General features: G+C 59.1%; 18 protein-coding genes. 5 read left to right on the plus strand and 13 right to left on the minus strand.

Features of this window, described 5'->3' with window-relative positions:
- The first annotated feature begins 139 nt into the window (after positions 1-139).
- Positions 140-1630: a nucleobase:cation symporter-2 family protein gene (locus tag NIZ92_RS17815; protein ID WP_115634524.1), complete on the plus strand. Its 1491-nt coding sequence runs from the start codon at positions 140-142 to the stop codon at positions 1628-1630.
- A gap of 78 nt (positions 1631-1708) precedes the next feature.
- On the opposite strand, the gene NIZ92_RS17820 is transcribed toward NIZ92_RS17815, so the two are convergent.
- Positions 1709-2572 (minus strand): DMT family transporter, encoded by an 864-nt coding sequence (locus tag NIZ92_RS17820; RefSeq protein WP_203145835.1) that lies wholly within the window; start codon positions 2570-2572, stop codon positions 1709-1711.
- Between the two features lie 128 nt (positions 2573-2700).
- On the opposite strand from NIZ92_RS17820, the gene NIZ92_RS17825 reads away from it, so the two are divergent.
- Positions 2701-4092: a PLP-dependent aminotransferase family protein gene (locus tag NIZ92_RS17825; RefSeq protein WP_254002384.1), complete on the plus strand. Its 1392-nt coding sequence runs from the start codon at positions 2701-2703 to the stop codon at positions 4090-4092.
- A gap of 84 nt (positions 4093-4176) precedes the next feature.
- Complete coding sequence (locus tag NIZ92_RS17830) at positions 4177-5091, plus strand: DMT family transporter (RefSeq protein ID WP_083054887.1); 915 nt, start codon at positions 4177-4179, stop codon at positions 5089-5091.
- A 46-nt stretch (positions 5092-5137) separates the two neighbouring features.
- Here the strand turns inward: NIZ92_RS17830 and NIZ92_RS17835 are convergent, their stop codons facing one another.
- The 6 genes from NIZ92_RS17835 to tssJ are packed head-to-tail and all read right to left on the minus strand — an operon-like array spanning position 5138 to position 14245.
- Positions 5138-6775, minus strand: coding sequence for a PEGA domain-containing protein (locus NIZ92_RS17835; RefSeq protein ID WP_254002385.1), 1638 nt, complete (start codon positions 6773-6775; stop codon positions 5138-5140).
- A gap of 8 nt (positions 6776-6783) precedes the next feature.
- Positions 6784-7527: a type VI secretion system-associated protein TagF gene (tagF, locus tag NIZ92_RS17840; RefSeq protein ID WP_035270105.1), complete on the minus strand. Its 744-nt coding sequence runs from the start codon at positions 7525-7527 to the stop codon at positions 6784-6786.
- A gap of 1 nt (position 7528) precedes the next feature.
- Positions 7529-11128 (minus strand): type VI secretion system membrane subunit TssM, encoded by a 3600-nt coding sequence (tssM, locus tag NIZ92_RS17845; RefSeq protein ID WP_254002386.1) that lies wholly within the window; start codon positions 11126-11128, stop codon positions 7529-7531.
- A complete protein-coding gene (locus NIZ92_RS17850) occupies positions 11125-12381 on the minus strand; it encodes a DotU family type VI secretion system protein (RefSeq protein ID WP_254002387.1) in 1257 nt (418 codons plus the stop codon). The genes tssM and NIZ92_RS17850 overlap by 4 nt, the downstream gene beginning before the upstream one ends.
- Positions 12382-12395: 14 nt before the next feature.
- On the minus strand, positions 12396-13718 hold the full coding sequence (tssK, locus tag NIZ92_RS17855; RefSeq protein ID WP_083055066.1) for a type VI secretion system baseplate subunit TssK: 1323 nt from the start codon (positions 13716-13718) through the stop codon (positions 12396-12398).
- A 23-nt stretch (positions 13719-13741) separates the two neighbouring features.
- Positions 13742-14245 (minus strand): type VI secretion system lipoprotein TssJ, encoded by a 504-nt coding sequence (gene tssJ / locus NIZ92_RS17860; protein ID WP_254002388.1) that lies wholly within the window; start codon positions 14243-14245, stop codon positions 13742-13744.
- Positions 14246-14431: 186 nt separating this feature from the next.
- Here tssJ and NIZ92_RS17865 point away from each other — a divergent pair, with 186 nt between their 5' ends.
- Entirely contained in the window at positions 14432-14821 is a 390-nt protein-coding gene (locus NIZ92_RS17865; protein WP_026483661.1) for a TssQ family T6SS-associated lipoprotein, read from the plus strand.
- The gene (locus tag NIZ92_RS17870) at positions 14818-15408 is read left to right on the plus strand and encodes an FHA domain-containing protein (protein ID WP_254002389.1); all 591 of its coding nucleotides are present in this window, start codon (positions 14818-14820) and stop codon (positions 15406-15408) included. Before NIZ92_RS17865 ends, NIZ92_RS17870 begins: the two co-directional genes overlap by 4 nt.
- Before the next feature lie 3 nt (positions 15409-15411).
- Here the strand turns inward: NIZ92_RS17870 and tssG are convergent, their stop codons facing one another.
- Genes tssG through tssB form a run of 6 tightly spaced genes read right to left on the minus strand, consistent with a single transcriptional unit; the run spans position 15412 to position 21503 of the window.
- Positions 15412-16455: a type VI secretion system baseplate subunit TssG gene (gene tssG, locus NIZ92_RS17875; protein ID WP_254002390.1), complete on the minus strand. Its 1044-nt coding sequence runs from the start codon at positions 16453-16455 to the stop codon at positions 15412-15414.
- Positions 16452-18338 carry a type VI secretion system baseplate subunit TssF gene (gene tssF / locus NIZ92_RS17880; protein ID WP_254002391.1) on the minus strand — a complete coding sequence of 629 codons (1887 nt, stop codon included), beginning with the start codon at positions 18336-18338 and terminating at the stop codon, positions 16452-16454. The genes tssG and tssF overlap by 4 nt, the downstream gene beginning before the upstream one ends.
- Entirely contained in the window at positions 18335-18877 is a 543-nt protein-coding gene (tssE, locus tag NIZ92_RS17885) for a type VI secretion system baseplate subunit TssE (RefSeq protein ID WP_021447237.1), read from the minus strand. The genes tssF and tssE overlap by 4 nt, the downstream gene beginning before the upstream one ends.
- Positions 18878-18906: 29 nt before the next feature.
- Positions 18907-19389, minus strand: coding sequence for a type VI secretion system tube protein Hcp (locus tag NIZ92_RS17890; protein ID WP_035270090.1), 483 nt, complete (start codon positions 19387-19389; stop codon positions 18907-18909).
- 50 nt (positions 19390-19439) lie between these two features.
- Positions 19440-20933, minus strand: coding sequence for a type VI secretion system contractile sheath large subunit (gene tssC, locus NIZ92_RS17895; RefSeq protein WP_009455530.1), 1494 nt, complete (start codon positions 20931-20933; stop codon positions 19440-19442).
- 12 nt (positions 20934-20945) lie between these two features.
- Entirely contained in the window at positions 20946-21503 is a 558-nt protein-coding gene (gene tssB / locus NIZ92_RS17900; protein WP_254002392.1) for a type VI secretion system contractile sheath small subunit, read from the minus strand.
- Positions 21504-21506: the final 3 nt, after the last annotated feature.

A 21506-nucleotide genomic window follows, 5' to 3' on the forward strand; every position in this document is an offset into this window, starting at 1 on the left:
GGCGTTTTTTTTGGGGGTTATCCCTCATCTATAGCTAGGTCCACCTAGGCTCTATACGAATTGTCTTATGACAGGGCTGTCGCACGCCGTTACATTGAAATGGCTTCATCTAATAATTAATCCACTCTGGAGACATTTCATGGGTACGAACGCGACCACCGCACCCGTCGACGAACGATTACCGAACGGCAGGCTGGCTGCACTGGGCTTGCAGCACGTTCTGGTAATGTACGCCGGTGCCGTCGCGGTTCCACTAATTGTGGGCCGGGCATTAAACCTGACGTCTGAAGAAGTATCAATCCTGATTGCTGCTGACCTGTTTGTCTGCGGCATCGTGTCCATCATCCAATCGATGGGCTTTACGCAGTATTTTGGTATCAAGCTGCCCGTCATGATGGGCGTGACCTTCGCCGCTGTCGGCCCCATGGTCTCCATGGCACAGGCCAACCCCGGCCAGGAAGGAGCCCAGTTACTCTTTGGCACGGTCATCGGGGCGGGGATCATCACCATGATCATCGCCCCTGCCGTCAGCCGCATGCTGCGCTTTTTCCCGCCTGTGGTCACCGGCACCATTATTGCCATGATCGGCATTACGCTGATGCGCGTGGGGATCAACTGGATTTTCGGTAACCCTGTTGGCCCTACCGCCCCCACGGTCATCAACCCCGACCACCTGGCCTGGATTCAACACGCACAATCGGCCGCGGCCATGCCCGGCTCGGCCTTGCCCCCACCTCCAGAAGGTCTGGCCCTGAAAGCAACGGTACCGAACCCGCGCTACGCCAACCTGACTGGCCTGGGCATTGCCGCCATCGTGCTGACCTCGATCCTGCTGATCGCCAAATTTGCCAAAGGCTTTCTGGCTAACGTGGCCGTCTTGCTGGGTATTGTTATTGGCGCCGTTGTGGCCTCGGCCATGGGCATCATGACCTACGAGAAAGTCGCCAATGCAGCTTGGGTTGATCTGGTTCTGCCCTTCCACTTTGGGATGCCCAAGTTCAATATCCTGCACATTGCGACCATGACACTGGTCATGATTGTGGTGCTGATTGAGTCTACCGGCATGTTCCTGGCTCTTAGCGACATGACAGGCAAGAAAGTGGACCAGAAAGATCTGGCACGCGGCCTGCGCACCGACGGACTGGGCACCTTGCTGGGCGGCATTTTCAACACCTTCCCCTACTCCAGCTTCTCGCAAAACGTGGGCCTGGTTGCCGTGACAGGCGTGCGCAGCCGCTTTGTCTGCGTGGCCGGGGGTGTGATTTTGATCATTCTGGGCCTGCTGCCCAAAATGGCTGCCCTGGTTGAGTCCCTGCCCACAGTGGTGCTGGGCGGCGCCGGGATTGTGATGTTCGGTATGGTGACGGCCACCGGTATTCGCATCCTGTCCAACGTGGATTACAAAACCAACCGCAACAACTCCATGATCGTGGCCATCTCCATTGGCGTCGGCATGATTCCGCTGGTTGCGCCCAACTACATGCAGTGGATGCCTCACGCCATTCACCCGCTGATCGAATCGGGCATCTTGCTGACCTCGATTGCTGCCGTTCTGCTGAACTTGTTCTTTAATGGTGCTAAAGAAGATACGCATGCAGCGGTAGAAGCAGCCAAGCACGCGGAAGCCTAAAACGCTTGCTCAGCTTGTCTTGAAACCGGCCTGTCCATGAATGGGACAGGCCGGTTTTTTATCGTCCGGCTTCTGCCATCAGGAGGCAAAGCGCCGCGCCCCCGCCACGCACAAGGCAGCGCCTAAAGTCACCCAGATCATGCTGGCATTGACGGACTCACCCAGCAAGGCGGCAGCCAATCCCAGGCCCATAAAAGGCTGCAACAACTGCAGTTGCCCCACTGCGGCAATCCCGCCCTGCGCCAACCCCCGATACCAGAACACAAACCCCAGGAACATGCTGAACACTGACACATAGCCGAAACCTAACCAAGCTGCTGTATTCACATTGCTGAATGTTTGCGGCCAGAACCACAGCATCATGACGAACATGAAAGGCGAGGAGAGCACCAGGGCCCAGCAAATAACTTGCCAGCCACCCAAACGACGCGACAGACGTCCACCTTCGGCATAACCCAAGCCACACACCACCACGGCGGCCAGCATATACAGGTCCCCTTGCCAGGCCGCATCCAGACCTTCTCGCGCGGCATAGGCCATCACCAGCAAGCAGCCCAAAACAGAGCACAGCCAGAACACGGGCTTATGCCGCTCTCCGGCCAAGACCACCCCGAAGAGGGCTGTGCACAAAGGCAGCAAGGCGACATACACAATAGAATGCGCCGAAGTGATGTACTGCAAGGCCAGCGCCGTCAACAAGGGGAATCCCAGCACGACACCAAAACCAACCACGGCCAGGGGTAACAAGTCTGATCGCTTTGGCCGTGCCACACGCCCGACCAGCAACCAGACAGCTGCCAACAAGGCAGCGACTACCGCTCGCGCGCCAGTCAGGAAAAAAGGATCCATGCCCAGCACAGCAACACGTGTAGCCGGCAGAGATCCGGCAAAGATTGCTACGCCTATAAAGCCATTTAGCCAGCTGACTGCCTTGCTATCCATCATTCACTCTCCAACAAAGATGCTTGTCAGTACAACACAGCTATGCCAGCATACACAGGCACAGTCCAGTACAGTTTTAAAAAACTGTACTGCTTACCAGACCCGTACACCGTGCCCGAGCCCGCCCCATGTCTGCTTTGACCCGTATCGACCACATCATGCAATCCGTACGTGAACGCATCGCGGCACGGACCTACCCGCCCGGCACCCGCCTGCCATCCGTACGCGCACAAGCAAAATCGGCAGGCGTGTCAGTGTCCACGATTGTCGAAGCCTATGGCAGGCTGGCCGCCGAAGGTCTGATCGAGGCTCGCGCGGGTTCCGGTTTTTATGTGACGGCTCCTTTGGCTCCACTCAGCTTGGCCGCCCTGGAACCAGCTCTGGAAAAGGATATCGATCCTTTATGGATCTCGCGCCAATCTCTGGAAGCCGAGGCCGATGTCCTGATGCCCGGCTGCGGGTGGCTGCCCTCGGATTGGATGTATGACCAAGGAGTGCGCCGCGGTTTACGTAAGGCCGCCCGTAGCCCCAGCGCGGACTTGACGGACTACGGCTCGCCTCTGGGCCTGGAGCCCTTGCGACAAATGCTGGCCCGCCGTCTCGTGCAGTCCGAAATAGATGCTGCCCCGCATCACATCATGCTGACCGACTCGGGCACTCAAGCTATTGACCTGCTTTGTCGCTTCTTTCTGGAGCCAGGCGATACGGTCCTGGTGGACGACCCCTGCTACTTCAATTTCCATGCGCTGCTGCGAGCGCATCGGGCCAAAATCGCCAGCGTGCCCTATACCCATCAGGGCCCTGATCTGGCCGCCTTCGAGGCAGCCCTGCAAGAACACAAGCCCCGCCTGTACATCACCAATTCAGGCATACACAACCCGACCGGCGCGCGTCTTTCGGCCATGACGGCCCATAGCGTGCTGGCCATGGCGCAACGTGCCGACCTCTACATTATTGAGGACGATATTTTCGGGGATCTGGAAACCCGACCCGCCACCCGTCTGGCCGCGCTGGATGGCCTGTCCCGTGTGGTACAGATAGGCAGTTTTTCCAAAACACTGTCGGCCGCCTTGCGCTGCGGTTATATCGCTGCCCAGACGCCATGGATAGAAAGCCTGGTCGATTTGCGTACCGCCACCAGTTTCAGCAGCAACCGCCTGGCCTCGCATATTCTGAACAGCGCGCTTGGCGACAGCGGCTATCGCAAACATCTGGAACGAGTTCGATACCGGCTCTCCAAAGCCATGGATCACGCCGTGACACAGCTGCAGCAACTTGGCCTGACGCCATGGCTGCGCCCCCGCGAGGGCATGTTTCTCTGGGTGCGCCTGCCCGCCGGGCATGATGCCCTGACGTTGACACGCGCCTGTCTACCCCATGGCATCGTGCTGGCCCCTGGCCCTGTTTTCAGCCAAGCTCCTGATGCTGCCCAGTTTCTGCGCTTCAACGTCGCTCAATGCGGGGACAAACGCGTCTTCAACGTCCTGAAACGGGCTTTGAACAACGAGCTGTCTGTTTAAAGCATCAAGGGATTTCAGACCTTCCACTTGAACGTCCCGCATCGGTGTCCTGGTCGCGGCCAGAGGATTACAATCGGCTCTGTTATGCGGCCCATGCGGACCGCCGCCACCAATCTGACTCCCATGTCCCCCAAAGACTTACGCGATTTATTCCTGCTGGCCGCCATCTGGGGCGGCTCGTTTTTATTTACGCTGCAAGCGGTCCCCGACTTTGGCCCCTTTCCCCTGACCGCCATACGGGTCGGTGTCAGCGCCCTGGCCTTGATGAGCTACATCACCGCCACGGGACGCTTGCCCATCTTTCTGGCGAACTGGAAACCCATCTTTGCGCTGGGCATTCTAAATGCCGCCGTGCCCTTCTCCTTATACGCCTTCGCAGCCTTGCGACTGGAGTCGGGCTTGCTGGCCGTCTTGAATGCCATGGCTCCCTTGTTCGGCGCACTGGTGGCACGAGTCTGGTTGAAAGAGCGCCTGACACCCAGCCGCATTCTGGGCCTGTGTCTGGGCTTCCTGGGCATTCTGATTCTGGTGTACGACAAGCTCAGCTTCAATAAAGGCGCCGAAGGCTGGGCTGTGCTGGCATCTTTGCTGGCCACAGTGTTTTACGGTATTGCCGCCAACTTTACCGCCCGCTATCTGCGCGGCGTGCAGCCACAGGCAGTAGCAGCAGGCAGCATGGTCAGCGCAACATTGGTTCTATTGCCCGCAGCCATTTACTGGTGGCCCGCACAGTTTCCGGGCCTGCATGCCTGGGGGGCTGCGCTGTCCTTATCCTTGCTGTGTACCGCAGTCGCTTACCTGATTTTTTACCGCCTGCTGTCCAATGTCGGCCCCTCCAAAACCATTACGGTGACCTTTTTGGTGCCGCCTTTTGGGGTGTTGTGGGGTGCCTTGCTGCTGGACGAGGCCCTGACCGCGCAGATGCTGATCGGTATGAGTACCGTTCTGTTCGGGACATTGCTGGCTACAGGGCTGATCGGCAAGCGCAAGACGACGTAAGTCAGCTACGCCGCCTTCGAGCGTCTTCGTTCTCGGTTCTCGCAGCCTATTTGAACTCGTGACTGACGCTGGCCGTCTTTCCTGAGCGCACTCGAATTGTTGTGCTGAACTCTGGCAAGCCTGCATTTTTGATAACAATGCGGTGCGAGCCTGGAGCCAGCGACAAGGACTTCAAAGGCGGGCTGACACCTTGCTTTCGGCCATTCACATAGACCTCCCCCCAAGGCCGTATATCCAGGGCGATTGTGCCCTTGGCAGGTGGCGCAGGCTTGGCAGCGACCAGCTCCAGTTGTTCCACATGATCGACTTGCGCGGAAGGCTCAGAGGAGTCGGTTTGCGTGCTTGCGGCCACCCCTGATGCAGTGGCCGTAGCAGTCCCGGTAATTCCCATTGCTCCGGCACTTCCCGCAGCCCCGGTAGTTTCATTAACGCCGGAGGCGCCTGTTATTGCTGCTCCCCCTCCAGCGGCTCCGGCTGTTCCGGCTGTTCCGGCTGTTCCGGCTGTTCCGGCTGTTCCGGCTGTTCCGGCTGTTCCGGCTGTTCCGGCTGTTCCGGCTGTTCCGGCTGTTCCGGCAGCATGATCAGCCAAAGCCAAGCGAGCTGTATCATCCGATGTGTTTTGTGTTTGAACTGGCAAAGCAGGCTGCAAAGCTCCCGACTCGGCCAGCAGTTTCAACTCCGGTGTTGTCGCGGCTTGCGAGCCCGAAGCCTGGGCTAATTGCTGCCCTGCCACCGAGTCATTTTGTGCACCTGTCGACTGCGACCCAAGCTGATCTGATCCTGCCTCCAAAGGCTGCCCCGATTGAGGTGCAGACGCCCCCCCTGCACCCAAAGCAGCCACATCATTCGGCTTGGACTCCCCAGCCGCCACCAGCCCGCCCTGCAACTCCGACGTGATTGATCCCGGTCCCAGCCTTGATGTGGACTCCTCAGACGTGGCGCCCACCACCGCCGGACGATTGGAATCAGACGCTGCAACAGCAGGCCCGGAAGTATCGCCATCACCGCTCCAATACGCCGCCCCCAGCCCTGCCAGAACGACTACTGCCAAGCCCGCCAGCCACAATGGCAAGGAAGGCCGGCGTTCAGGCGTAATCGGCAGCACAGTTTGCGCAGCGGGAGCATGTGCGGGCACAGGCTCTGGCACTTGCCCCAATCGTTCCAGCCTTCGGTAAGAAGCCATGGATTGAGGCCGCTGCACCCAGTCAAGGGCCAGACCCTGCAACATGGCCTGCGTCGGACCGTCCGCGTCCTCGTCCATCACCACAGGATCTTTCAACTGCCGCCAAGGGGCGGCCATCAGAGGAAAGCCCGTTGTCAGTTGCCAGCGCAAGGCCGCATAAGCGTAGACATCCGTCCAGGGACCGGCAGGCCGCACAGGATCATCCACATATTGCTCGGGGGCCGCGCAAGGCTCATCAAAGGCCATACCCTGAGCACGCGCCTGTGCCAGACTGCGCTTGTGCATGTTCTGCTCCAGCGGCAATAACTGAACCAGACCTTCATCACTCAAAACCACCGTATCCAGCCCCAGCACGCCATACCATTCCTGGTGCTCATGCAGCTCGGCCAGTTGCAAAGCCAATTGATCCAGAATCACCAGCCGTTGGTCCAGCAGCAAAGAGTCCAGAATCTGCCCCAAAGGGCGACCCTGGACATCCTTGGCAGAGTTTGTACGTTTCATGAGGGATCTCACCATGGTTGATAAGCGCGGCTTGCTGCATCTGCCGCTGTTGCTGACACGAACAAGCGCCGAAACAGAGCCAGACTTAGCTCGCCACTGTGCGTCACGCTGCGCCAGCTAGGATTGTTCATGCCCAGGCACCACCAGTAACTACGGTGGGAGCCGGGCTCCAGACAAGGCTGCAGGACAGCCCACGGGTCTTGTGGCACAGACGGCGCACGAGAGCCGTACAAGACATCCAGAATGTCCTGCCCCGCATCGCGCTGCTCGGACTGGGCGGCGGCACTCTCCGCCAGCAAACCGGCATAAGGCACGGCACTACACAAAGTCTGATCCAACTGGGTTGCCGCCCAGCAAAACCGCACCCCTTGCTGCAAGGACAGGCCCAATTGCTCAACCATATTGGCCAGTACAGGCAGACGGACACGCCGACATTGCTCGGCATTCAAAGGCACCAAAGCGCACACCAGATACTCGCGCCCAACCCGGTCCTGACTGGGCATGACCGCCCCTGCTTGCACACCCCCATGCGGCAAGGACATCAGAAATCCCCAGGCATGGACAGGCGAGCTGGGCATATTGGCTCCAGCCGTCTTGCTGGGCGAACGAATCTGGCTGACACCACTGCTGAACCAGCGCTCCCACGGCAACAAAATCGGCTCGGGCATACGTCTGCGCACAAAGTCCCCCATGGCCGGAATCTTGCCGTACCACATCACCTCCGGGCTGGAGTCGAAATCATCCTGGCGCATCTCAATGGCTCCCTGGGCAGCTAAACCCTCTCATCTCCGCCAAACGCCACGGATTCCTGGAGCTATTGGCCACCACATCCACCACAAACTGACGACTCCCCAAAGCAAAAGACAAGCGCTGTGCCCCAGCAGACGCACCCGATACAGGCTGTGCCTTGTCCAGCAATCGCAACAACGCCCAGGCACCTGTCGCCCTCATCCCTGACCCTTCGGATTGTGGCTGTGCCTCCAGACTGACCTGACGGCCCCCACGCGGCCCCGGCCACTGCACGCCCATGGCGACCTGCGGGCCATGGGCATAACGCAGCACCTGGCCATCCACATCCAGCAGCACTTGCGACAGTTCTGCATCCAGCTGAACCGGGGTGAACGCCATATCAATACGCGGTTGATTACTGCCTGCCGGGAAGAACACATCCCGAATCACAGCCGCACGCTGAAACGCATCCAGATAACGGAAGTTGGCCGCTGCCTGCCCATCTATGCCCGGTTTGAAACGCCAGCGCCCACCTGACATATCCACCTGGTGCATCAGATGCTCTTGAAAAAAGGCATCCATCAAGCCACCCGGCGCAAACATGCGGGCAAAATCGTTAGGTGCGACATCCTGCCTGGATTGAGCGACGAAGGGATAACGCCCCGCAATCGCACTACGGCAAAACTGACCGATAGTGGCGTTTACCAACTGCCCCAAACTGGCTTGAGTCCGCGACGCGATCTCGGCAGAAGCACCCACCGAAAACTGATCCAGCGCATCACGTAAAGGCCCAGGCAACCGACCTGCCTCTGCCTGCAACTTGGTCAAGACATTAGACTGCGGCGGTGTACCCGCGCTGCGCAGAGCAGCATCCGAGGAGGTCAAAAAAGCATAGAACTCATCCAGCAACTCCAGGGTGCCATCAATAGGCGCTGGTGCCCCGCCACTACTGGAAGCCAGGCGGTGATAAGGCTCGAAGTGCTGATCCACGATGGCCTCTACCTGCTTGGCCTGAGGCTCATTACGACGACTACCCTCCAACCCGACCGGGCCAAACATCTGCTCCAGCGCCTGCCGGGTATCGTCCAGCCGCACTTTGGCTTGTGCCCCCAAAGAGGCCCCCTGCTGCGCATCCTCTCGCAACAGACGAGTTTGCAAAGCCACCTGCTGGACCAACTGCTTCAAGGGAGAATCGGCCATGGACAGGGTGCGGGCCAGCTGAATGTTTTCCAGCAAGCTGCCGCCTTGCAACAGGCGCAAGTCAGCCAGATACTCATCCCACACACGCACATAATCCAGCAGATACAGACGACGCAGCTCCTGGCTTGCCGCACGACGCGCCGCCTCGGACTGTCCGGCTCCCGTATCCAGCCCCAGAATCCAGCGATCATCCTCACGCATCTGCTGCAACTCGCTGTCGATGCGTGGCTCAACCACGGTCCAGTAACCCTCGTAGGTGTACAGACCGTCTACCCCTTCGGTTAGCGGTTTACCGCTTTCACGCTTGAACACAGAGGCCGCGTACGGCCCGGCCATGCCTGCAACAGACATGGGCATCAGTCCAGGTGTGGCCGCCAGAATGCGGCGCATGCGACTGTATGTGCGTTGCTCCAGGCTGATACGCGCCAGACGCTCCCGGCTTTGTTCAATCAAGGCTTCATTGCGCGGGAAGGGATTCAAGAGCAAGCCCGCCTGCGTCACTGCACGTACATGGCTCTCCAGCCTGTCGTATTGCGACTGGGTAAAGCCTGCCGGCAAGTCCTGTTTCAAACTACCCAGCAACCAGGTCTGTAAATGGGCCGCGTCATAACGTCGCGTGTCGTACAACATCAGATAGGCGCGAAGGGCCTCGTAGCCGTACTCCAGATCCTGCGCCTGCTCGCTACGCAACACGGTTTCGATACGACGCGCCAGCAAGGGGGCCAGCAATTTCTCCAAAGCGCGTTGGTAGACGGTATCGGCAGCGGCCTTCATCTTGTCACCCTGATACAGGCCCATACGCCGCTCCAAACCGGGCGCATTCAAGGAAAACTGATCGCTTTGCGGCAGCAACGACAACATATCCAGCAAAGGCAGCAAGCCGACCGCCGGTGTGGTATCCAGCACCTGTGTTTGGTCCGCCTGTTGCTGAGCCTGCGGGACACGTCCTTCAACTTGCTCCACATAGCTGCGGTTCAACAGAAAGCTGCGACTCCAGGCCAGCCCCAATAGCAACACACCCACCGCCACCAAACCGTAGACCAGAAAATGACGCAGGCGCACGCGGCGCTCCCAGCGCTCGTCGCGGCCTGCAACACCGGCCTCCTGAAAGATCAGCTCTTTCAGCAGCTGGGTCAGAAAATAGCTGCGGCCCTGACCGGCCACCGGCTGCGCTTGATCCGCCTGCACATCCACTTCCAGATACTCGCGCATGGAGTCCCGCACCTGATCCAGACGCACACCTCCTTGCCGACCACTGGTGAAGTACACGCCGCGCAGCAACAGTGGTGCCTCGAAGCGGGACTGGCTAAACACCTGTTCCAGAAACTCCTCCAGCACCGGCCCCAGGCGAGCAAACTGTTGTGGCAGCAGATAGGCTTCGGCACGCACGCTTTCGTTGGGCTGCTCGGCCATCACGGCCGCCAGACCACGCTCCAGGCGTTGATGCAAGGCTTCGTACTCGCGCCCATAGGTGTGCGACAAGGAGAATCCCGCTTCGCGCGAGCTTTCATAGGGCAAGGTGAAGCCCCAGACTTGCTCCAGCTCCTGACGATCACAATGGTCGAAATACTCCTGAAAGCCCTGGAGCAAATCCATTTTGGTGACCAGCACATAGATAGGAAACTGAATCCCCAAACGCTCGCGCAATTCGGCCAGGCGCTGGCGCAAGACCTGCGCATGATCGTGACGTTGCGCGGCCGTGCTGGACAACAAATCTGGCACGCTGATAGTCAGCAAAGTGCCATTTATCGGCTGCCTGCGGCGATAGCGCTTGAGCAGGCCCAGGAAACCACGCCATTCCTGCTCATCTCCTACCGGATCACTTTCATGTGTAGTGTAGCGGCCTGCCGTATCCAGCAAGACGGCTTCGTCGGTAAACCACCAATCACAATTGCGCGTACCACCCACGCCTCGCAGCGACGTTTTTCCGTAGCGCTCCGACAAGGGAAACTGCAAGCCGGAATTGACCAGCGCTGTGGTTTTACCCGCTCCGGGTGCACCGATGAACACATACCAGGGCAGCTGATACACGTACTGACGCGACAACAAGGAACGCAAACGCCCGCCCATATGCGAACCGAAGCGAATCCGCTTGAGCAATTCGATCGCCTCATCAAACTGGCTTTGCAAAGGATGCGGCGTAGCCGTATTGCTCGATGCTGACGCCTTCTGCGCCGGGCGGCTTAATTGGCCTAGCAACTGCGCGTTCAGGCGACCTTCTCGCCAACTGCGCCACAACAAGCGCAGCAACCAGAACACCACCACCACAGCCATCGCAATCCAGCGTGACAGCTCGGTTTCCAATGGCCGGGTTTGGCCAATCGCCAACAAAGGCCCCAGCAACCAGATCAGCACCAGCAGGATCAGCACACCCACAAAGGTCCAGACGCTGCGGCTGAAGACCAGACTCAAAAGACGTGTCATTGCCCGGCCTCCTTGCTCAAGGGCACAATCGTGATCTCCACCCGACGGTTCTGTGCCCGACCTTGAGCAGTGCCATTGTCCGCCACAGGCGCAGCATCGGCCCGGCCTTGTGCGCGCACACGCTCAGGCTGACTCAAGCGCTCCTGTAAGACGGCCTTGACCGAGTCGGCACGAGCCTGCGAGAGATGAAAATTGGAAGGAAAGCGCACACTGCGTATGGGGACGTTATCGGTATAGCCATCTACCAGCACCAAGCCCGGCGCGGCTTCCACCGCATCGGCGATACGTGCAATAACGGGAAGCAACGGCGCACGGATCTGGTCAGCTCCTGAATCGAACAGGCCGTCGCCGCGCAGGATAATGACGCTGCGATCGGCCTGATCTCGCACGGTCAGCAGACCCTCGGCCACCTCGGGGGCCAGCAGCTCTGCCAAGGCCAAAGGTGCTGGCGGTGCGACGCCACTAGACGGTGGTTGGCCCTGTGTCTGCAAGGCCGGCAGGCGCAAAGCCACAATGTCCTCGAAAGCCCGATCAGACTGCCGGTTCAACAACAGACTGGTACCCAGATACATCAACAAGCACAGCAGCAAGGCCACACAAACGGCCACCCAGATAGGCACAGGCAAAGGCTTGCCAACTTTCTGCGCCGGGTTGTCGCGCCAATGCGGGGACAGAGCGGCTGGTACCGTCTGCCCATACTGGCGCAAGCTCATGTACAGCCGTTGGCGCACGGTTTCCAACTGGCTGGCGCCCTGCTCATGCACGCGATAGCGGCCTTGAAAACCCAAAGCCAGGCAAAAGTACATCAGCTCCAACAGCTGTAAATGCGCCGCCGGGCTTTGCATCAATTTATCCAGAAGCTGAAAGAACTTCTCCCCGCCCCAGGTCTCGTTGTGAAAGGTGACCAGCAAAGTGTGCGAGGACCAGACTCCGGCCTGCCCCCAAGGGGTGAGCGCAGCCGCCTCGTCCAGGGTCGTACACAGGCAATAGCGAGCCGCCAAAATGGTTTCATTGGCCACGGGCACGGCCTGTGCGCGCAACTCAAATTGCCGGATTTCAGCCACCAGCTTGGCACGCAGACCCGCCGGGTCTGCATGTCGGGCGCTGCGGCGTATATCGGACACCATCACCAGCAAAGGATTGGCGGCCTCCAACAGGGGATTGGCTCCTTGCGGAACAAAGCGCGGTGCATCCGCCCGCGATCGGCGCTCGTCCGGAACCGGGCCATTACTCCAGGAAACTGTCTCGTTCATAGCCATGCTCCGGATCAGCGGCGTATCGCCCAAAACTCAAGTTGCAGGCCAGGAAAGTCTCCGGCCAAATGCAGGGCTAATGCGCCGTTCTGCTCCAGCTGACGCCACAACTCGCCGCCTTTTTCCAGCTCGAAGTAGGTGAATCCTGCGTGATACGGCAAGGCTCGTGGCGCGACAGACAAAGGCTGCAAACCGATGCCCGGCAATTGCAGATGCACCAGATCGCGGATGCGTTCTACCGGCCCCAATTTCACCTGTGCCGCAAAATGCTGCCGCACAGTTTGGGCGGGCAAATCGGCCTGCACGGCCAATACAAAACCCGCTTGTCGCAAGAGCGCACGATCCGCAATCTGGGCCAGACGTACGCCCTGCCCCTTGTCCTCCAGCGCAATCGACACGGCCTGCTGCTCCAGGACCACGGACAGAGCACGGCGCAACTCCAGCACTAGCGGCAAGAAGGACTGGGCCAGATCGTCATGCTGATAGGAAGGCCAGATCAGCGGCTGACGCCCGTCCTGGGTGTAGGTAGCCAAAGCACCATGTAATTCCATCCAGGCCTGATACAGCTCGCCAGGATGTACGTGTACGCGCTGCTCCATGGCCCACAAGGCAGCCCGATAGCGATTGACCAGCTCCAGCATCATGAAGTCGGCCACATCGCCCTGCCCGCGCCCTCCCGGCCCCAGGCGTTCTGCCAGAGCTTGGGCACGGGCCTGCAGTAAAGCCTGCACATCCGCGCTTAGAGCACTTAGCCGGGCATGGGCCTGAATGGACAAGATAGGAGGAATGAAATCCGGGTCCAACACCAGCGAGCGGTCGGGTCTGCGCTCCAGAATGCGGGCCACGGGCATGGCAACACTGTCTTCATACACCTCGGATTCGGGCAGCAAAACAGGCTGCAAACGCCCCAGTTGCGACAGGCAGGGTTCAGGTGACAAACCACTGCTGTCATACAAATCCTGCTCGCTGACCACATAACGCGAACGACGCGAGCTGTGCCCATCAAACTGAATCTCTGCCCGCCCGGCCTGACGACGAGGCAGCACCAGCATCAGACGCTCGGGACGCACCACTTCGGGGGCCGTCCAGGCCACAATCTGCATCGCTCCCGGCCGGCAATCAAAGGGCGTGCCATCCGGCAACAAACCGCGCGCTTCGCGCAATGCGACACTGCCCATACTCAGGGCCTGTTCGTCCAGACTCAAGGTTTCAAAGCCCCAGCAAAACGGCTGCGCAGCCCGCCTTCCGGCGTGGGCATAGTGCTCCAGATAGCGCTCCATCTGCTGAAAATGCTGAGGCCGTAAAAACAGCCCTTCGGTCCAAATGACTTTATCCATTGAAATAATCCGTTCCACGCCCATCAATTAACGACATGAATGGCGTTCTTGCGTAATTGCAGACTGACCTGGACGGCGTCCGGGGCCGACTGCCAGAACTTGTAGATATTGGTGGTGCGCGACTCGGGCAGGGGCAAGAGGACACGCCACACACTGGCATCCAGCTCGCGATACCCTACGACCACGCCAACAGCGGTGGCTTGCAAATCGCCTGGCCTTTTGAAGGTATGAGTCTGGCCGGGGCGCAGCACGATCTGCTCCACATTGAGCAGATCCGCCTGCAAGGCTTGTTGCGGGTCGGACTGCAGGGCGAAGAAGTCCCTGGATTCAAAGGTGCTGCCCGAGCGCAGCTCGAACACAAACACCTGTACCGGGGAGGGCCGACCCGTGGCATCCGGGTTGAGCTGTTCATCCGCAGTCAGAACAATCTCGTAGGGCACGGCCATGCGACTGGAGGTGGACGCGCACGAGGCCAGCAAACCCAGCATCAGCAACGAACACAAACGAAGCAATCGGCGAACGGTCACGATGTCTCCTTGAATGGCAATGCGCCCCATCTAAAAGCATGAATACGACAACTTTGTTAAGGACACGGGGTGTTTCGGTGCTTACCCTTGCGCAACAACTCTTACAAAACCGTCCGCGTCATGTCATGTGGCTGTCTTTTTCCTTTCCTAGTCTTGAGGGCAAGTACAACTTTTCTTTTTCCTGCCATGTATTTACCTGCCCGCCTGATCGTTCCGGCTCTGGCCCTTTTACTGACAGCCTGCGCCCAAACTCAGAACAAGCCAGTGGCTGTTTTCAGCCCGGCTGCCGAAGCTGAACTGGAGCAAATACGCTCTGCCTTTAATGAAGGTGACTACAGCACCGTGATCCGGCAAGTGGGCCGCTCCAGCACCCTGCCTGCTGCCGCACCCAATCAATACAGCGAAGCCTTGAAACTGCAGGCCTTCAGCTTTTGCGTGCGCGACTACACTTTTTTGTGTGAAGAGCGTTTCAAGCAGGCACGGGCTGTAGACCCTGGCTTTACCCTGGCCCAGGCCGAGCGCGGTCATCCCACCTGGGGCCCGGTTTATGAAAAAGTGGCAGGAGCACAGCCATGAGCACAGCTGTAGATTGGCGTTTGCAAGCAGAGTCCGGTGGAGCCCCGCGCCCTGTTCCTGAACCCGGTCTGGTCTGCGGTTCCTGGACTCAGGCTGATCTGGTTTTGCCCGATAACAATCAAACGCCGCCCGTGCTGTCTTACCTGCGTCGCCAGCACGATGTGCTGACGATTCAACGAGCCAGCTCAGACGGTCAGGTCGCCGTGAATGGCATCGAATTGGCACTGGCACAGGTCAAGACCTTGCAGAATGGGGATCGCCTGACTTTGGGGGAAATGCACTACCGGGTGGAATCGGGAGTCAGCCCTGTCACACAAAATGAAACGCCTTTGGCAGCTGCGCCTGTGGCCAATCCTTTCGCAGATCTGCATGTTCCCGGCATGGTCCCGGTCGGTGGCCCCATGCCTGCGCCCTCGGACAAGCACCCCTTCGATACAGCAGCCAAACCAGCCAGCTCACCCAGCACCGACAGCACCATTCCGGCAGCCAGTTGGCAGCCAGAGTTGGGTCGCGCCCCGGAGTGGGTCAGCACCTTGTCCGACAAGGAAAACGAGTTCGATCTTTTGCAGGGAATGCGTCAGGCCTAAGCCTTAGCTGCGCGGCTCTTGCCAATCTGGACGGCTGTCCAGAAACAGGCACAGATCCGCTCTGTCCTGTGTGCCGGGCTGACCTAGCCAGGTTTCCTGGCCCAGACCCAAGCCCGCCCCCAAACCCAGATCAGGTTGCTCGCTGGCTTGTAACACCAGTTGCAACTGAACCGACCACTCCAAGCCCAGATACAAAGCCAGGCAATAGCGCAATTGCCGCCAGGCCGGACGACCTGGCAAGAAGCGGCCATAGTCCTGCCGACTCAAAGGGCCAATCCGTATTCGTATGGTTTGCTGCACATCCAGAATACGTGCACCCAGAACGGAATTTTTCCCTAGCCCCGAACAACTGCGACCCAGGCTGACCTGGGTTTGATCATCCAGCGCTACCCAAACCGGCACGTTCTGCTGAATGCTGACGGGCAATTGGAAATAGCTGGCCAGTAGCGATTGCAGAGCAGGCGCACTACGGGTTTGAGACGCCAGCGCGGGTGCCTGAAAATGGACAGCATGGTCGCTCATGGGAGCCGATTCGCTCGGGCTCCCGACTCCGACCAGGCTGGCCAGCCAGCGCGTAAAACCATCCTGATCATGTTCCAGATCACAGACCGCTTGCGCTTGTGCCCAGGCTCTGAAAAACAGTAAAAACAGACGGTGATGAAACTGGTCCAGAAAGGCCACACCAGCGCGGTCACCAAAGTTGCGACTACGCTGAAAAAAGTACTCCGTCATGTGCAGCGGCAAAGGGCCGTTGGGCCCCCACAAACCAAAACCCTGCACATCCAGATGCAGTTGTTCATCGTCCCAACGAGCGGTTTGCACACTGGAGGCCGCAAAAGCCAAACTAGGAGGCTGGCCTACCCGCACATCTTCTTGGCGAGGCGTAGACGCGGTTCCCAAACGAGGCTGGCCTTGGGCGGCTTGCAAGGCATCAACGGCCCGCAAAACCCGAAACAGATCATGGCCATAAGGCCATTGCTGAATGATCCGGCCCAGCTCTTCCAAAGAAGCCTGGGGCTTTAGCTGTTCCTGCTCGGCCCGGTTCACAGCACCGCCCGCGTACCTGCTTGCGGCCCCCACACTCCCAGTTCCACTCCTGTCTCGGAACGAAACTGGGTAGAGACAAAACTGTTCAGGCTGACATGACGGGCCAGATAACGACTGAGCACGGCGGCCAGAACAAAAGGACGGCCACCGGGAAAACCGCTTTGGTCCAGCGTGACCTCAAAATGCACGCCACGCGCCATCACCAAGGGTCCTGGCACCGGCATGGCCCTCTGCACAGGCCGCGCCTGCACCGCCACAATGGAAGCCAACTGACGCAAGGCACCGGCATCCGCGCTGTCCACATGCGGGGCCAGCAAGGCACGCCAGCGACCTGCAGCCTGCTTAGGGTCGGACTGGGCCACACCCAACTGGGCCAGACTCATCTGTGAAATCAAATCCCAAGCCTGACGACCGCCGGTTGACGCAGGTCGAGGACGGGTCAAACCACCCAATAAACTGACACCGGACACAGGGGCCGAAACTTGCAGGCTGAAGTCAGACTCGGGCGAGCGCGGCAGCAACAAGGGCAAATCACGGTTGCTGCACCAGGCCGTAACACTGATCTGATTCATGCCAAAAAACTCGGACTGCTCGTGCTGATTCACCAGCGATAAATACACTTCGCTACCACCATAACTGCTGCGGCCACCCCAGCGTTTCTGGGTATCAGACACGACACGCGGTTCGCGTCGCACAGTGTAGTAACTGCCATAGCGTCCTGCATCCTGCGCCGTGCTGGCATACAAGGGTCGAAACAGCACATCGTCTGTTCCCTGTCGGCCATGTCCTTGCACTTGCTCCATCAAGCAAACTTCAAAATCCATGGGACGCGTTCTGTCCATGACCACATGATGATCTGTTGCCTGAGGGCGCAAGGCCATGCGTTCACTGCGTCGACGAAATAAATTCACGACCGGTGTGCAATACAAACGCACATGGCCAGGGCCAACGCGTGCCGCCAGATCGGGCCAAGCCTGCTTAAGGACAATATGCAGGCTCCAGCGGCGGCTTTTTCGCTCCTGCGCACGTCCTCTGGCGATAGCTGCTTGCAGACCACGCAGCCGTACAAAAGCAAAACGGCCCGGCAAGGCGAAATACTCCCGCAGCAAGCGATGGCCGGAGAACTCGTGAGACACCATGGGCAAGATGGCTTGATCATCTTCCAGGCCATCGTGTGTCAGACAATCAGACGTAGCCAGAAATTGTGGGGCCTCGTCCTCCATTTGGATGAACACCCCCAACGCCTGCCGCAGCAAGGCATCCAGCAGCAAGCTGCTGTCAGATTCCGGGCCGTCCAGATGCAGGCTAAGCTCATCCAGAGCCAGCTCCTCCAGTGTCAAACCGCCATGCACCGTGAAGTCCAGTTTCAAAGCCGAACGGGCTTGTGCAGCCTGTCGGCTACCTAAAGCCGCCAGAGGCAGATCAGCCGCCACATCCCCCAAACGGACTTGCGACAAGCTCATGGGCCACAAGTCCACGGCATGGCAAGTAGAAAACTCGCAGGCGGTTTGTTCTCCGGCTGGAATACGGGAGCGCAAGGCGGTGTGGCGCGGCATGGTAAAACCTTTGGCCAGAGCACCTTCGCTCATGCTGGGACGAAACTGCACCAGTCCCATACTGGGGGTGGGCATCAACCAGGAAGGTTGAATCACATCCAGCAATTGCTGGCTGAGACGGGGGAATTCCGCATCCATCTTCATCTGAATGCGAGCCGTCAGAAAGCTGAATCCTTCCAGCAGACGCTCGACATAGGGGTCAGCCACCGCCGTATCGTGCACACCCAGACGGGCCGCCACTTTGGGGTAGGCTTGCGCAAATTCGGCTCCTAGCTCGCGCAGGTAAGCCAATTCACGGTTGTAGTAATGCAGCAGCTCCGGATTCATCCCGACGCGTAACTCTCTTCAAGGTCCAACTGCCCGCTTTCCAGATCAATACTGGTGCGCAGCAAGAATTCCTGCGGATACGGCTCGCACCAGACATGGCCCTGAATACGCAGGCTCAAGACGTTATGCAAATCGCGCTGAGCCCTGTGATCCAGACAATGCACCTGCAAGGTATCGGGCAAAATACGTGGCTCGAAATGCAGGATGGCGGTACGCAGCGCTTCTTCCACATCCAGCCACTCCACCTCGCTCATGGTCTTGCCCGCCAGCGGGCTCATGCCGTAGTTCAGGCAGGAGCGGCGCACATGAGCCAAGGCCTGCATCAAGGGGGTAGCGCCCTGATTGGGTGTATTGAGCAAATGACCCAGATCGCGCAATACTGCCTGACGCATCTGGTACTGGCTCATGGGCTGGGGAGGTTCCCAGGTTTGATCGGGCCGCTCGTCGGTCAGCCTGTCCAGCAGACAAGGTTGCAAGCGATCCGCCTGACCGCGCATCAGCGCGGCCCCGCGGCGTCCCGGTAAGCGAAAGCGGTCCATAGCGGCCCTGCCTGAAAACCCAAGCCCGATCAGGCTTCTTTGTTCTGCTTGATGTCCCAGGCCACCAGCGTTTCAGCACCTTTGCTGCCGCGGTCGGACTGTTCCCAGTACTGCTGTTTGACGCGTGCGGCCTGGAAGGAGTAATTGACCATTACGCTTTCCACATCGCGCTCGGCATTGAGCTGAACCGAAGTCACCAGCACTTCTTCCAGGGTGATTTTGGAGTATTCCACCTGCTCGCCACCGGCCTTGCACACCGACAGCTCCACCTTGCCCAGGTGCTTGCCGCTGGCGCAGTGCTTCATCACGGCAGGCGCAGCCTTGTCGATGCGGGCGACCACATGCAGATCGTTGAAATTGGCCTTACCCTGGCCACCGCCACCGCCCGAGCTCATGCTACCCGGTTGCGAAGCGCCCCACGAAAAGGACTGGATATCGGTCCAATCCTTGTGGTTGGAGTCTTTGGATTCGCCATTGGCGCCTTCAATTTTCATGAACATATCAACAGACACGCTTTTCTCCTTGGAGGTCGAATAAGGCCATCAAAAGGCCAGGGTGGGAATCAGTTCTGCTCGCCTTTGAGCGACGGCAAACGGGACACCAGGCGCAGGGAAACCGTCAGGCCTTCCAGCTGGTAGTGCGGGCGCAAGAAGAACTTGGCAGCGTAATAACCGGGGTTGTCCGGCACTTCCTGCACCGAGACTTCGGCGGCGGCCAGCGGCTTGCGTGCCTTGGTTTCCTGCGAAGAGTTGGTCGGGTCGCCGTCCACGTAATTCATGATCCAGCTGTTCAGCCAGCGCTCCATATCGTCGCGCTCGCGAAAGGAACCGATCTTGTCGCGCACAATGCACTTCAGGTAATGCGCGAAACGGCAGCAGGCAAACAGATACGGCAAGCGCGCCGCCAGACGGGCATTGGCGGTAGCGTCTGCGTCGTAGTACTCCTGGGGCTTCTGCAAGGACTGGGCACCGATAAAGGCCGCAAAATCCGAGTTTTTGCGGTGTACCAAGGGCATGAATCCGTTCTTGGCCAGCTCGGCCTCGCGGCGGTCGCTGATGGCAATTTCCGTGGGGCATTTGATGTCCACACCGCCATCGTCCGTGGGGAAGGTATGGCAAGGCAGGTTCTCGACCGCACCGCCCGACTCCACACCGCGAATTGCCGTGCACCAGCCAAAATGCTTGAAGGATCGGTTGATATTCACCGCCATGGCATAGGCCGAGTTGGCCCAGGTATAGCGGTCGTGGCTGGCTCCGTCGGTATCTTCCTCGAAGTCGAACTCATCAACCGGGTTGGTACGTGCGCCATAGGGCAAGCGCGCCAGAAAACGCGGCATGGCCAGGCCCAGATAACGGGCATCATCAGATTCGCGCAGGCTTTGCCAGGCGGCGTACTCGGTATTGGAAAAAATCTTGGTCAGATCACGCGGATTGGCCAACTCCTGCCAGGATTCCATCTGCATCACGGACGGCGCAGCACCGGCGATAAAGGGGCTATGCGCGGCAGCGCCGATACGAGCCAGCTCACCCAGCATTTCCACATCAGGCGGACTGTGGTCGAAGTGATAATCCCCCACCAGGCAACCAAAGGGTTCGCCACCAAACTGGCCGTATTCCTGTTCGTACACTTTCTTGAACAAAGGACTTTGATCCCAAGCCACCCCTTTGTAGCGCTTCAGGTTGCGCGCCAATTCCTTCTTGGTCGCAGGCATCACGCGGATACGCAGCAGCTCATCAGTTTCGGTATTGCTGACCAGATGGTGCAGGCCCCGCCATGCCCCTTCCAGGCGCTGAAATTCGGGGTGATGCAGGATGTGATTGATCTGCTCGGTCATCTTCTGATCGATCTGGGCAATCACTGCCTGAATGGTTTGATAGGCGTCGTCGCTCAAGGTTACGGACTGGTCCAACGCCTGCTCGGCCAGCGTGGTGACGGCAAACTCAACCGCCTGCTGAGCCTGCTCGGTTTTGGGACGAAACTCCTGCTGCAACAGGCTGGACAGCTCGTCCAGCTGGGCCGTATCGCGAGTGGCGGTCAAGGTCTGGGTGGAAGTCATGGGATGGGCTCCTTATGCTTTGGGCTCGTTGTCCTGATCGGGCTGGGACTCGTCCATCGTCAGGGCCTGGGGCGGGCGGCCAGCCAGGGCGCGCAAGAGTTCGGGCTGCTGCAGGAGACGGGACAAGAGTTCTTCCGCTCCGCTTTTGCCATCCATATAAGTCAGCAAATTCGCCAGCTGGGTACGAGCTTCCAGCAGGCGGGCCAAAGGTTCGATCTGACGGGCCAGTTCAGCCGGGGAGAAGCTGTCCATGGAGTCAAAAGACACTTCCACTCCCATCACGCCATCGCCCTTCAGGCTGTTGGGAACCTGCATGTTCAGCTTGGGTGCGATGGACTTCATGCGGTCATCGAAGTTGTCCACGTCGATTTCCATAAACTTGCGCTCGCCCAGCTCCGGCTGGCTCTCCGTGTTGTGCCCGGCCAGATCCGCCAGCACACCCATCACGAAAGGCAGTTGCACACGATGCTCGGCGCCGTACAGTTCAACGTCGTACTCAATTTGCACACGCGGAGCCCGATTGCGCCCAAGGAATTTCTGGCCGCTGCCAGAATTGGATTTCACAGACATCAG

Source organism: Alcaligenes sp. 1735tsa3, from assembly GCF_024134565.1.
Classification (GTDB): domain Bacteria; phylum Pseudomonadota; class Gammaproteobacteria; order Burkholderiales; family Burkholderiaceae_B; genus Alcaligenes; species Alcaligenes phenolicus.